12 protein-coding genes are annotated in these 12,835 nt (G+C 48.8%); 9 read left to right on the top strand and 3 right to left on the bottom strand.

Annotation, left to right across the window (positions count from 1 at the left end):
• The first annotated feature begins 5 nt into the window (after positions 1-5).
• The 3 genes from HZF10_RS01340 (at position 6) to HZF10_RS01330 (ending at position 4,616) form a co-directional block, all read left to right on the top strand.
• The gene (locus tag HZF10_RS01340) at positions 6-929 is read left to right on the top strand and encodes a PorP/SprF family type IX secretion system membrane protein (protein WP_176004369.1); all 924 of its coding nucleotides are present in this window, start codon (positions 6-8) and stop codon (positions 927-929) included.
• Between the two features lie 12 nt (positions 930-941).
• Positions 942-2,882, top strand: coding sequence for an OmpA family protein (locus HZF10_RS18125; RefSeq protein WP_176004368.1), 1,941 nt, complete (start codon positions 942-944; stop codon positions 2,880-2,882).
• A gap of 180 nt (positions 2,883-3,062) precedes the next feature.
• Positions 3,063-4,616, top strand: coding sequence for a T9SS type A sorting domain-containing protein (locus HZF10_RS01330; protein ID WP_176004367.1), 1,554 nt, complete (start codon positions 3,063-3,065; stop codon positions 4,614-4,616).
• Positions 4,617-4,742: 126 nt separating this feature from the next.
• Here the strand turns inward: HZF10_RS01330 and HZF10_RS01325 are convergent, their stop codons facing one another.
• Together HZF10_RS01325 and HZF10_RS01320 are read right to left on the bottom strand one after the other, a co-directional pair.
• Positions 4,743-5,789 (bottom strand): NAD(P)-dependent alcohol dehydrogenase, encoded by a 1,047-nt coding sequence (locus HZF10_RS01325; RefSeq protein WP_176004366.1) that lies wholly within the window; start codon positions 5,787-5,789, stop codon positions 4,743-4,745.
• Positions 5,790-5,930: 141 nt separating this feature from the next.
• Positions 5,931-6,899, bottom strand: coding sequence for a sugar phosphate isomerase/epimerase family protein (locus HZF10_RS01320; RefSeq protein WP_176004365.1), 969 nt, complete (start codon positions 6,897-6,899; stop codon positions 5,931-5,933).
• A gap of 87 nt (positions 6,900-6,986) precedes the next feature.
• On the opposite strand from HZF10_RS01320, the gene HZF10_RS01315 reads away from it, so the two are divergent.
• The 6 genes from HZF10_RS01315 to HZF10_RS01290 all read left to right on the top strand — a co-directional run bounded on the left by HZF10_RS01315 (position 6,987) and on the right by HZF10_RS01290 (position 12,429).
• Complete coding sequence (locus HZF10_RS01315) at positions 6,987-8,033, top strand: T9SS type A sorting domain-containing protein (protein ID WP_176004364.1); 1,047 nt, start codon at positions 6,987-6,989, stop codon at positions 8,031-8,033.
• A 110-nt stretch (positions 8,034-8,143) separates the two neighbouring features.
• Positions 8,144-9,256 carry a sensor histidine kinase gene (locus HZF10_RS01310; protein ID WP_176004363.1) on the top strand — a complete coding sequence of 371 codons (1,113 nt, stop codon included), beginning with the start codon at positions 8,144-8,146 and terminating at the stop codon, positions 9,254-9,256.
• Complete coding sequence (locus tag HZF10_RS01305; RefSeq protein WP_176004362.1) at positions 9,253-9,978, top strand: LytR/AlgR family response regulator transcription factor; 726 nt, start codon at positions 9,253-9,255, stop codon at positions 9,976-9,978. Before HZF10_RS01310 ends, HZF10_RS01305 begins: the two co-directional genes overlap by 4 nt.
• 21 nt (positions 9,979-9,999) lie before the next feature.
• Positions 10,000-10,998 carry a hypothetical protein gene (locus HZF10_RS01300; RefSeq protein WP_176004361.1) on the top strand — a complete coding sequence of 333 codons (999 nt, stop codon included), beginning with the start codon at positions 10,000-10,002 and terminating at the stop codon, positions 10,996-10,998.
• A gap of 3 nt (positions 10,999-11,001) precedes the next feature.
• Complete coding sequence (locus tag HZF10_RS01295; protein ID WP_217703319.1) at positions 11,002-11,223, top strand: hypothetical protein; 222 nt, start codon at positions 11,002-11,004, stop codon at positions 11,221-11,223.
• Positions 11,224-11,286: 63 nt separating this feature from the next.
• Positions 11,287-12,429: a DmpA family aminopeptidase gene (locus HZF10_RS01290; protein ID WP_176004360.1), complete on the top strand. Its 1,143-nt coding sequence runs from the start codon at positions 11,287-11,289 to the stop codon at positions 12,427-12,429.
• Here HZF10_RS01290 and HZF10_RS01285 read toward each other — a convergent pair whose 3' ends face one another.
• Positions 12,430-12,759, bottom strand: a complete 330-nt coding sequence (locus HZF10_RS01285) for a hypothetical protein (protein WP_176004359.1) — start codon at positions 12,757-12,759, stop codon at positions 12,430-12,432.
• Between the last annotated feature and the right edge of the window lie 76 nt (positions 12,760-12,835).

The raw sequence follows: 12,835 nt of genomic DNA, 5'->3' as shown, positions 1-12,835 counted from the left end.
TAACAATGAGATTCAACATATATACAATCAGTGTGGCATTTTTCCTGATGTTCGCCATTAGCGGAAATGCCCAGCAAGACCCGGGTTACACGCAATACATGTACAACCCGCTTGTGATCAACTCCGGATATACCGGATCGACGGGAACTTTAGAAGCCGTTTTGATTCACCGTTCCCAATGGGTCGGAATAGACGGCGCTCCCGAAACCCAATCGTTTACCGTGCACAGTCCGCTTTCCAACGAGAAACTCGGACTCGGATTCTCTGCCGTACAGGACAAACTCGGCCCGTCTCGTGAGATTTATCTTGATGCGAACTTCTCGTACACAATCGATTTAAGTTATGAGACGAAGCTTGCTTTCGGAGTAAAAGCCGGTGCAAGGATCCTCAACATCGATTGGTCGAAAGGGCGCTTTTATGACGAGGACGACGTATTACTCAACCAGAACATCGACAACAAATTCATCCCGCAGATTGGTGCCGGAGCGTATTTGTACGGTGAGAAATGGTATGTGGGCGCATCGGTTCCGAGTTTTATCAAAAGCGATTATTACGACGATATAGCCGAGGAAGTCGACCCGGATCGCCTTCACTTCTACCTCATCGGAGGTTATGTGTTCGATCTGTCGGACAACCTCAAGTTCAAACCGGCCGTCCTTGCCCGTGCGGTGACCGGCGCGCCAGTGGAATTCGACCTTTCGGCCAACTTTATGTTCATGGAAAAGTTCGTGCTTGGCGCGGCCTACCGTTTCGACGATTCGGTTTCGGCACTTGCGGGATTCCAGATCTCGCGTGATTTCTTTATCGGCTATGCCTACGATTTCACGACGAGCGAACTCAACAAGTACAACGACGGTACGCACGAAATTATGCTGCGTTTCCAGATGAACAAGAAAACGAGCCAAATCAAGTCACCGCGATTCTTCTAAAACACACCAAAGATGAAAAAATTACTTACCATAGTGATGTGTCTCGTAGTCGCATTGACCACGGCACAGACCAAGATCAAAAGAGCCGATAAGTTCTACAAAGGATACTCGTTCTCTGAAGCCGCCAAATTGTATGACGAGGCATTGGCCGACAAACCCAATCCGGGAGCGGAAACGCTTATGAAAGCCGGTGATTCCCATTACAATATCGGACAGAAACGCGAAGCTTTGAAATACTATCAGATGCTATACGACATCCAGGGAAGCACGATGCCACAAGATTATTTCATCAAGTACACCGAATCGATAAAAGCATCGCTCGATTACGCCAAGGCCGACAAGGTGACGCGAGAATATCTTTCTGCAAAAGGCGACAATTCGTTGATGGCCAAATACGCGTTGCAGAAAAAACAGATGGACAGCCTGGCCAAGGAAAAACCGCTGTACACGATAAAAACGCTCGACGTGAATTCGAACAAGTCCGACTTCGGGACGGCGTTCTACGGTCAGAAAATCGTATACGCTTCGGCCAAGGACACGACCAAGTACGACCAGAAACTGTATAACTGGAACCAACAGCCATTTCTCGATTTGTATGTGGCCGAACGCAATGTCAACGACGGCACGCTCTTGAATGTGCAACCTTTCCTTTCGGACGCGATGACCAAATACCACGACGCGACGGCCGCTTTCTCTCCGGATCTCAAAACGGTGTATTACACGCGTAACATCGTCAAGAACAACAAAAAGCTCGTGAACGATAAAACCGGCACCAACCAGTTCAAGATCGTTCGCGGTACGGTTTCGGAAGACGGCAAACTCGGCAAACTCGAGGACATGCAGTTCAACGACAACGCATACTCCACGGGGCATCCGGCGGTGAGCAATGACGGGAAATGGCTGTTTTTCGCTTCGGATATGCCCGGCGGACAAGGCGGATCGGATATTTACGTAGCCGAAATCGACGCTGCGGGAACGGTCGGACCGGCCAAGAACTTAGGCCCGATGGTGAACACGCCCGGAGAGGAAATGTTCCCGTTCTTGAGCAACGGCATGCTGTACTTCGCTTCGGACGGCCATTTTGGTTGGGGCGGACTCGACATCTACGAATCTAAAATGACGGGAGCTATGAATTTTTCCGAACCTAGGAATCTGGGCGCGCCTATCAACAGCAACAAGGACGATTTCGCTTTGATTGTCGATCCGACCGACAAATTCGGTTACTTCTCCTCGAACCGCGAAATGGGCAAAGGCGACGACGACATCTACTATTTCACGAAAGCGCCCGTGCCTTGCGACGAGTTGATTTCGGGTAAAGTCACCAACGCCAAGTCGAAACTGCCTATTGGCGAAGCGACGGTTTCGGTCACCGATATGATGGATACGCCGATCACTTCCGCAACTACCGATGCGAATGGAGATTACGTCGTAACCGTGCCTTGCGGAAAGAAGTATAAGATCGCCGCGACCAAAGCCAATCACAGCCGTGAGGAAAAACAGCTCGAAATCGGCAAGAAGAACGGCAACCAGACCAAGGACGTAAATTTCGAACTCACGAACTACGACGACCTGATCACCAAAAAAGGCGATGTCGAGAAGATTACCGTGAATCCGATCTATTTCGAATACGACAAGTGGAACATCACAGCTTTGGCCGAAGTCGAGCTTGACAAAGTCGTCTTCGCGATGACCAAATTCCCGAACCTCAAGATCAAGATCGAATCGCATACCGACTCGAGAGGGAAAGACGCTTATAACATGAAGCTGTCAGACAACCGCGCCAAATCTACAAGAGACTATATCATATCTAAAGGAATTGATGCAAGCCGCATCGAAAGTGCTATTGGGTACGGCGAAAGCCGATTGACCAACCGATGCAAGAACGGCGTAAAATGTTCAGAAGCCGAACATCTGGCCAACCGCCGTTCCGATTTCATCGTGATCGATAAGTAAGTTAGGTTACTTAAGTTTGGGTGTTTTTCGAAAGCCGTCCGGGGGGGCGGCTTTCTTATTTGATAGGCAAAAAGCCTCGAATTCTCGACGAAGGCGCGCCAATGCTCAATTTGTGAACCGATCGACGCAACTCATGGCGTACTTTAGTATCTAATCATCGTATCAATCAACGAACAGTCTATGAAAAAACTGCTACTTCTCTCGGGTTTTGTGCTGTCGGCAATGTGTGCCGCGGCCCAACCTGCGTTCGAATGGCTCAGGACTCCGCCGATCACGATGACGCTGAATGCCGATTATATCGGATACAATTCGGCTTGCGACGCTTCGGGAAATGTGTTCTACGCAGGTTTCGAAAGCAACCAGACGCCTTACGGTTCCGAAATACTCGGTTCTCTTTTCGTAAAGAAATACGATGCGCAGGGAAATGAGCTGTACTCGAAGACTTTCGCGGGCCAAGGCAATATTTATTCGATGGTTTCCGATTCGCAGGGCAATCTTATTCTGGCAATCGGTTATCAGGGAAGCATCATCATCAACAACCTCGGATTTTTGACGACCGCCCAAGGCATCCAGCCGATGCTAGTCAAACTCAACGCCGAAGGCAATATGATTTGGCATTTCGTACCCCAAATCGAGGACAGTTTCATTGAACAGTTCCGCACGGTCACCGTCGATGCATCCGACAACATCTATATCGGATACGGCGATTACAGCAACTCATACGTGACAAAATTCACGCCTTCGGGAAATTTCGTATCGACGATAACGCAAACGCAAGTCAAAACCGTGACCTCGCTTAGCGTCGATAACGAAGGCAATATTTATACGGCCGGTTCCTGTGCCGAACCGCAGGCGAATTTTAACGGAGCGGACGCACCTATTAACCTTACGTATAATGTGTATGTCGCCAAATACAACGCTTCGGGAGTTTTCCAATGGGTGCGTTACGTAGAAGACGTGACCTGCCCTTTTCCGTTGGTAAAGGCACGCACGCCTAACGAAGTATATTTCAGTTCCGCTTTGTTCGATGCGTTTTCGTTCGGAAACATTTCTTCTGAAGGACCGGGTGCGGGAGGCGAAGATTTCTTTATCTCAAAACTAAACTCTATCGGGACTTTCCAATGGATTCGTGAAGTACCGGGTAGCGGACAAGCATCTTTGGGCAACCGCAACACTTTGGAACTCGATGCGATCGGTAATGTTTATTTTTCGGGAAAAACCAGAGGCAATATCAACTGGAATGCGAACCAATCGACGCAAGTGGACGGTTTCCATTCGGATGCGCTCGTACTCAAATACAATCCGCAAGGCGACGTACTCATGGCCAAAACCATTGAAGGCAGTGCCGAAAACCGATTCGATGCTGTAAGCGTGAGCCCGCTAGGCGATATTTTCCTCGCCGGACTTTCGTACGGTGCGGTCGACCTCGACGGAATCTTACACGATGAAGGCGACAATAGATTTACTTTTCTTACAAAAATTTCGGCTGAAAGCCTGAACACGCCACAATACGAAACACAATCTTTCGTTCTGTATCCGAACCCTGCTAACGATTATATAAGATTAAGCGGAAATTTTTCCGACAACAACGCCACTTTATTGAACGCCCTCGGGCAAAAAATCAAAACGGTAACACTTTCGCCCGATGCGGAAATCCCAGTAAGCGACCTTTCCCAAGGCGTTTATTTCCTAAAGGCACAAGGCTTACCAACAAGACAATTCTTTAAGCTATAGTTGGGAATTGAGTTAAATGCACCTAGAAACCGTCAGCGCTTAACTGGCGGTTTTTTATTTAAAAGCCACGAATGACACGAATTGCACTAATTATTTGTGTGATTCGTGCCATTCGTGGCTAAAATTTTACAGCGTTGCCATATCGATCACAAAACGATACCGCACATCGCCTTTCTGCATGCGCTCGAACGCATTTTCGATGTCTTTGATGTCGATAAGTTCAATGTCTGAAACGATATTGTGTTCGGCACAGAAATCGAGCATTTCCTGGGTTTCGGGCAAACCTCCGATAGAAGATCCGGCAAGCGACTTCCTTCCGGCGATTACGCTGAAGTGATGTACAGGTTGTGCTGTCGAAGGAATCCCGACGACGCACAAAGTCCCGTCCGTGGCCAATAGTCCAAGGTATGCGTTCAAATCGTGCTGGGCCGACACCGTATCGAGAATGAAATCGAAATAACCGCGCACCGCTTTCATCTGGGCTTCGTCTTTGGTCACGACGAATTTGTGCGCACCGAGTTTCCTGGCATCGGCTTCCTTATCGGCAGAGGTACTCAATACGGTCACTTCGGCACCGAAAGCCGCGGCGAATTTCACGCCCATATGTCCCAATCCGCCCAAACCGACGACTGCAACTTTGTCACCTTTCTTGACGTTCCAGTGCCGCAAAGGTGAATACGTCGTGATTCCCGCGCAAAGCAATGGAGCAGTTGCGGCCAAATCAAGATTTTCGGGCATCTTTAATGTAAAGTCTTCGTGTACGACGATGGTGTTGGAGTAGCCGCCGTAAGTTGGGGTTTTCTTGTCCTGCTCGAACCCGTTGTAGGTATAAGAACCTCCGTTGAGGCAGAATTGCTCGAGTCCGTGCTGGCAATTGCTGCACTCGCGGCACGAATCTACAAGACATCCGGTTCCGGCAAGGTCACCAACTTTGAATTTTGTGACATGGCTGCCGACGGCTACCACGCGTCCTACGATTTCGTGTCCGGGAACCATCGGGAACATCTCGCCTCCCCATTCGCCTCTTGCCTGATGCAGATCGGAATGGCAAACCCCGCAATACAAAATGTCGAACTGCACGTCGTGCGGATTCAGGTCGCGGCGTTCAAACTGCCAAGGCGAGAGCGGTGTAGTCGCGCTTTGGGCCGCATAAGCTTTTGCTAATGTTGTCATGATTGTGAATTGTTGATTTGTTAGAATGTTGAACGAAATTACGGATAAGTTTTCGTGGTGTTTGGGGAAAATGACGAGTTGAATTGGTCAATTAGTGCAGAACATTTTGGATGAGATTCCTCCTTCGTCGGAATCCCAAAATCACCCGCCATGCTTCAGCAACAATGCCTTCGTCGCCATCAAACCATCAACTTCGCTGAGTCGGTTGCCTTCGTATTCTACGCCGATAAATCCTTTATAGCCCGAATCCTTGACGAGTTTTAGCAATCGCTTGTAATCCATCGTCGTCTCTTCACCCGACGCATTGAAATCGTACGACTTCGCGCTCACGCCTTTCGCGAACGGCAACAATTCGGCCATGCCTTTGTAGCGGTCGTATTCTTCTATGCACTTGCCTTCGAAGCGTGCGCCGCCTTCGCGTTTGAGACAGAAATTCCCGAAATCGGGCAACGTGCCGCAATTGGGCAGATTCACCATTTTCATGATTTTGGAAACCTTGGCGGCATCGGCACTCAACAATTGATGGTTCTCGACGATCACGTTGAGCTTGCTTTTGGACGCGACCTCGCACAACTGTCTTAAACTTTCGGCCGATTTCTGCATCCAGATTTCGGGTGTTTTCTCTGTTTCGCCTCCGAAAAGATTCACGCGTATCGAATGGCAGCCCAATTCCGCAGCCGAATCGATCCATTTGTAATGCGCATCTATAGTCTTTTTCCGGGTTTCTTCGTTTGCCGTCGACAAATCGCCTTCATCGACCATGATCAACACGTTCTGCAAACCGAAATCGCCGCTGCGCTTCTTGAGTTCGTGTACGGTCGTCCTGAGTTCGTGCTCCTTGCCTTTCTCGGGTAAATAGAAAGAACTCACGTATTCCAACCCTTCGAATCCGAATTCCTTGGCGACTTTGGCGAATTCGAGACGCGACAATACCTTGCTGTCGAAAGCACGGTGAAGCGACCACTGCGCCAATGAAAGTTTGAAAAAGGGTTTGGCGTCCGAAAAGAACCAATCCGATGTCTCGTCGAGAATGCCGGGAAGAATCAAGTGCGATAAAGACGTAGCCAACCCGAATTGGCCCGTGCGTTTGATGAAATGTCGTCTGTCCATGTTTTTTTGTTTGCCTTAAAGTTAGGATTTATTGGCGAAAGGTTAAACTGCTTATCTTTGAAAGTATCACACTTTTCAGGATACGTAATGACAAGACTTCTACTCTGTTTTTTCTGCCTTTCCGTTTTCATCGGAACCAATGCGCAAACGAATACCACGATTTTCAACGGATCGTCGAATACTTCCGGTTTGGCCATACGCGATAACTTTTTATATATGGCGACCACGTTCGACGGAACGATCCATCGCATCGACGTGTCGAATACGGGTTCCGGCGCGCAACTGGTCAAATCGGGACTCGGCACCATGCAAGGGATTTGCTTCAAAGACAATTACCTATACGCAGCCTTGGATCCGAATGCACCCGGCGTGAACAAGATCATAAGACTGGACGTTTCTCAAAACAATCCGGTGGCCGAAGATGTGGTACTGGTGCAGGATCCGAACGGAATCGCCATTTCGGGCCAATTCCTCTACATCAGCTCGGGCCACAACATTTACAAAGTCGACCTGTCACAGACCAATCCGTCGTTACAGCTACTTGCGAGTGATATGGGTTCGGTTTTCGGAACAGTCGGCCTCGCCGTAAAAGACGGTTATCTGTTCGCCTCCGACTCAAACAAACTCGTCAAATACGACCTGTCGCAAAACTCGCCTACGAAAATTACGGTGGCTGCGAACCTTCCTCTTATTCAGGGCATCGTGGCAAGTCCCGACGAGAATTACATATACGCGGCTTCGTACAGCCCTTCTACGATAAAACGCATCGACATAGCTTCGGGCCAATCGCAATTGCTCGCTTCGATTTCGGTACCTACGCTTTGGGACATCGAGTTCAGGGACGGTATTTTCTACACCACGAATCTCGAAGGCGGACAGGTGACACAAACCTCTGGCGCTCTGTCGTTATCTGAAAATGAATTGTCACGTACCAACGTTTATCCAAATCCAGCCGAAAACATCTTGCATCTCGAAAATTGCACGTTCGAAGCGCTTTACGACGTTCGCGGAGTTGTTATGGAAATACCGGTTTCTGCCGATTCGATCGATTTGTCTTCGCTCTCAACGGGTGTATATCTTTTGAAAATCAGGACTTCGAAAGCGGTCGAAACCAGACGCATCGTCAAAAAATAACGGCTGTCGTAACCCCGATTAGACGGTTCGTAGAAAAAATTCGGGTTTTGGTATAATTTCCAACACAATACGATTCCCATTTCGTTATTTCGCAACGCAAACCAAACGATATGGACGCCTTTTTCAAAAAGAAATGCAGCGATAACAAAATGGTCGATTTCCTCATCGAAGGAAAATACCGTTTCTGGCGTCACGCGCTCGTTTGGGTTTACGTGTTCTTCTTTTTCATACTTACCAAAGATTTCCACGGCCAATCCTCGGGATTATACTGGCTCAAAAGCTGTATGTGGAACGTGTATTTCCTGAGCATGTTTTACTTTAACATGTACGTTCTCGTGCCAAAAGTGTTGTTCCGCGGAAAGTATGTAGCCTATTTCATTTTGCTTACGATGATCATCGTGGGAAGTTACCTGGGCTTGGTTTCGGTTTCGGAACATTACCTCAACGGATATGTGCTTACACGCAGCGACGATTTCGACCAACACGCCGGAAGCCTCGAACAAAAAGCCGGTAGTTTCAAGGAATTCGCGGCCGCAGTACACATGATCGTGCTTATGGTTTTCGCCTCGACGTCGATCAAGCTTTTCCAACGTTGGGCGCGCGATGCGAGACGGATCGGTGAACTCGAGACGAATTCGCTTCAAATGGAACTTCGCGAACTGCGCAACCAGGTCAATCCGCATTTTTTGTTCAACATGCTCAACAACGTGAACGTACTCGTGCGCAAAAATCCCGACCAGGCGATTGCGACGATCCATAAATTGTCCGATTTTTTGCGCTACCAATTGTACGAGAACCATTCGCAATCCGTTTTGCTGTTGCCCGAAATCCAATTCCTCAACGATCTGCTCGAACTCGAAAAGATGCGTCGCGACGATTTCACGTTCTCGCTCAAAATGGAAAACGACAGCGCCAATCCCGATAAGCTTACGAATTTGATGCTGCCGCCGAACCTGTTCATCAGTTTCGTAGAGAATGCGATCAAACACAGCGCCGACGCCGACAATCCTACGAATGTCGAGGTCTCGTTTGCGATTACCGATGACAAGCTGATTTTCAAATGCTCGAATTCAAAACCCGAGGAAATCCGCCAAAGCAAAACCGGCGGACTCGGATTGGCGAACATCAAAAGACGTTTGGAATTGTTATACGCCGATACGTATCACCTTGGGATTTCCGAAAGCAAATCGAATTATTCACTCACGTTAACGCTTCCGATATGAACTGCATCATCGTAGACGACGAACCGCTCGCACGCGAAGGCATCTTGCTGTTGCTGCAGGAAATCGACGGCATTTCGGTGAGCGGATGTTTCCCTGGCGCGAAAAAAGCGAGCGAATTCATGAAAGGCAACGAAGTCGACCTGATTTTCCTCGACATCCAGATGCCTGGAATCACCGGATTGGAATTCGCCTCGACGATTCCCGAAAAGACGCTCGTGATCTTTACCACGGCTTATTCGCAATACGCGCTCGAGAGTTATGAAGTGGACGCCGTCGATTACATCGTAAAGCCAATCGTAAAAGAACGGCTCGAAAAAGCGGTGCGCAAGGCGATTTCGTATCACGAGCTGCTTGTCGAAAAGGCCGCGCAGGCGACGTTGGAAAGCGCGTCTTCCGATTACATTTTGGTCAAGTCGGACCGCAAGTTCCACAAGATCGCGTTTACGGACATCCAGTTCGTGGAAGGCCTCAAAGATTACGTCGTCATCCATTGCAATGGAGGAAAACTGATTACGGCGATGAACCTGCGCACGATTTCCAAATGGCTGCCCTCCGCCGATTTCATACGCGTGAGCAAATCGTATATCGTCAACACCAAACACATTGCCGCTTTCGACAACCACAGCCTCAATATCGGTCAAGCCGAAATACCGATAGGCGAAGTGTACCGGAAGCAATTTCTCGAAGCCTATCTAGGGAAAAGCGGGCCGAACCTGCTCTGATCAATCATAAAACGACAATCAATGAAAAAGCATCTCACCGGGCTTGTGGCATTCCTGTGCCTGTACGCGAACGCCCAACAAGAAAAAAGCGACGTCCAAAAACTCAACGATTCGATCCAGAAAGTACTCGCCGACAAATTTCCGCGAACGCGTACTTTCGACTTGCAATACCGTTATTATCTGCCTTCGGATTTCGATGCGGAACTGCGCAAATCCGATTACGTAAAAGGCCGCGTCACCAATCACCAACAATGGAAGGCCGCGATCAACTTCACACTTTGGGAAAGACCGCGGTGGAACGTTTCGGCCAACGTCGATTATCGTTATGAAAGTTTCGATTTCGAGGATCTGGAATTGCTTTCGGACGCCGTCGGTCCGTTTACCGAAAACAAAGGTTACCATTACATTGGCGGGACGATCAATGCGTTGTATTACGGCAGCCTTTTCAAGAAACCGTTGATTTACAACGCGAGCGTGACCGTAGACGGATCGGATAAAGACGTCGAACGGATCAAAGGTATAGTTGGGGCGACTTTGTTGCTCAAGCGCACCGAGCGCACCGTGATCGGTCTCGGATTGGTCGTGCTTCTCGATCCGGCGTCTCCGGTTCCGGTTGCTCCAGTATTCACGCTCGACCATAAATTCGCGAACTCGCCGTGGACGCTCGACTTTATTTTGCCGCAGCGGTTGTTATTCAAACGGCCGGTGTTCGAAAACGGCAGGGTTTCTATCGGTACCGAACTTTCGAGCGACGGATTTTACATGTATTCGGACGTGCCGGGTTACGCCGATGTATACGATTTTCGTGAGCTCGAACTGCGGTCGGGGTTGACGTATGAGCATTGTTTCGGAAAAGGGTTCATCGGCTATGCCAAAACCGGATTGTCGAATATGTTCAACATGCGCGTTTCAGAAAGAGGCAAAAACACGAACGACTATATCATTTCGGCCAACCGAGACGCGACGGGTTATTTTACGCTCGGGCTGTCGTACAATCTCCAATCCAAGAATAAAAAATAACTAATGAAAAATTCGATAATCTCCGTCTTCAAAACCTCGGTAAGCTCCAAGAAAAAGATCCTTTCCTTGCGGCCGTACCTCAACAACCTCAAGAATATCCGTCAGTGGAATTTCGATCTCGAAGACCGCGACCGCATTTTGCGCATCGACAGCGATTCGCCCGTATCGGTAACCGTGATCGGAATCTTGAACCGACGCGGATTCGACTGCATAGAACTCGATTGAGACGAACGGCTGTAACTTTTCGCTATTTTGCGTTACTTACAGCCAATCATCAATCAAACTCTTATGAAAACCACACCTTTTTTGGCGGCTGCTTTGTTTGCCTGCCTTAGCCTGTCGGCACAAAAAAAAGAACGCGCTCGCGAATTCGGTATCCCGTTCGACGGGAAAACCGGAATCCATAACGCCATTACAGATGTTCCCGGCGTATTGGTCGGTTATAAAACGTTGATTTCGGGAAGCGGTAAAAAAGCCGTGCGCACGGGCGTTACCGTAATCCTTCCGAAAGGCAAGACCGATGAAGCTTATCCCGCCGGATGGTTTTGCCTTAACGGGGACGGTGAAATGACCGGAACCACGGTAATAGACGAATACGGATTGGGTTACGGACCGATCGGCATCACGAATACGAACAGTGTCGGCGTGGTGCGCGATGCCATGGGTGCATGGAGCATCAAGAAATTCTCTAAAGGAGACGTAATCGATTTTTCGTTCGGATTACCGGTCGCGGCCGAAACCTTCGACGGATTGCTCAACGACATCAATGGATTGCACGTAAAGAAAGAAGACGTTTTCGAAGCGCTCGACAATGCGGCTTCGGGCCCGATCGCCGAAGGAAATGTTGGCGGCGGTACGGGCATGAGCCTTTTCCTTTTCAAAGGTGGAAGCGGCACTGCTTCGCGTGTGTTCAAAATCGACGGTAAGGAATATACGATCGGTGCTTTCGTACAAGGAAACTTCGGCGGACGCAAAGACTTGATGATTTCGGGCGTTCCCGTCGGAAAGGAAATCACCGAAGCCATGCCGAAAATCACCACCAAAGAAAAAGACGGTTCGATCATCGTAATATTGGCTACCGATGCGCCCTTGCTTCCGTCACAGTTGAAACAGCTCGCCAAACGCGCTTCGATCGGCGTGGCAAGAACGGGAGGTTTCGCATATAACAGTTCGGGCGATATTTTTATGGCTTTCAGTACGGCCGCCCCAAAATCTAACGAAAAGGAAACGCTACAGACCTGGACCGCGTTGCCAAAAGAATTGATGGATTCGCCTTATAGAGCCGCAGCCCAAGCCACCGAAGAAGCGATAATCAACGCGCTTATGGCCGCCGAAACCATGGAAGGTTTCAACGGCAACACCATTTACGAAATCCCGAAGGACAAACTACGTGAGATCATGACCAAATACGGTCGCATGGAAAAGAAATGATCAGTTTTCTTCTTCCCGCCCGATCGCATCGATGGTTTCGGGGCTTGGAATTTCTTTGTGCCAACGTTTTTTAAGCAGGTAATACAAAAGAAAACAGGCCCCGATCCCAAAAGGGACGATGAGAAAACCGTGATCGCGGTCGTCCATGTTCTCGATGGTATCGGGAATGATAAACATCAACGGGACAAGCACTACAAAATATAGCAAAGCGCCGCCCAAATAATATGTGGCGACACCGGCAATCGCAAAGCCCCATTGGCTTTTGCCGAATTCCTTTGCCAATTCGTAAAAGTATTTCCCAATGAAGTAAATGAATAGTAGACCGAGCATATTTGGATTTTTTCAAATGTATCGAATCCGTCGCAACAACCAACTTTTCAGCGCGCTATTCTTGAATCGAAAAAAA

Origin of the sequence: Flavobacterium agri, assembly GCF_013401995.1 — a bacterium.
GTDB classification, from domain to species: Bacteria; Bacteroidota; Bacteroidia; order Flavobacteriales; family Flavobacteriaceae; genus Flavobacterium; species Flavobacterium agri.
This window is presented reverse-complemented; position numbering and strand designations above follow the sequence as displayed.

Coding starts and splice junctions, on each gene's coding strand:
- HZF10_RS01340 (WP_176004369.1), top strand. CDS start 6: ATGAGATTCAACATATATACAATCAGTGTGGCATTTTTCCTGATGTTC.
- HZF10_RS18125 (WP_176004368.1), top strand. CDS start 942: ATGAAAAAATTACTTACCATAGTGATGTGTCTCGTAGTCGCATTGACC.
- HZF10_RS01330 (WP_176004367.1), top strand. CDS start 3,063: ATGAAAAAACTGCTACTTCTCTCGGGTTTTGTGCTGTCGGCAATGTGT.
- HZF10_RS01325 (WP_176004366.1), bottom strand. CDS start 5,789: ATGACAACATTAGCAAAAGCTTATGCGGCCCAAAGCGCGACTACACCG.
- HZF10_RS01320 (WP_176004365.1), bottom strand. CDS start 6,899: ATGGACAGACGACATTTCATCAAACGCACGGGCCAATTCGGGTTGGCT.
- HZF10_RS01315 (WP_176004364.1), top strand. CDS start 6,987: ATGACAAGACTTCTACTCTGTTTTTTCTGCCTTTCCGTTTTCATCGGA.
- HZF10_RS01310 (WP_176004363.1), top strand. CDS start 8,144: ATGGACGCCTTTTTCAAAAAGAAATGCAGCGATAACAAAATGGTCGAT.
- HZF10_RS01305 (WP_176004362.1), top strand. CDS start 9,253: ATGAACTGCATCATCGTAGACGACGAACCGCTCGCACGCGAAGGCATC.
- HZF10_RS01300 (WP_176004361.1), top strand. CDS start 10,000: ATGAAAAAGCATCTCACCGGGCTTGTGGCATTCCTGTGCCTGTACGCG.
- HZF10_RS01295 (WP_217703319.1), top strand. CDS start 11,002: ATGAAAAATTCGATAATCTCCGTCTTCAAAACCTCGGTAAGCTCCAAG.
- HZF10_RS01290 (WP_176004360.1), top strand. CDS start 11,287: ATGAAAACCACACCTTTTTTGGCGGCTGCTTTGTTTGCCTGCCTTAGC.
- HZF10_RS01285 (WP_176004359.1), bottom strand. CDS start 12,759: ATGCTCGGTCTACTATTCATTTACTTCATTGGGAAATACTTTTACGAA.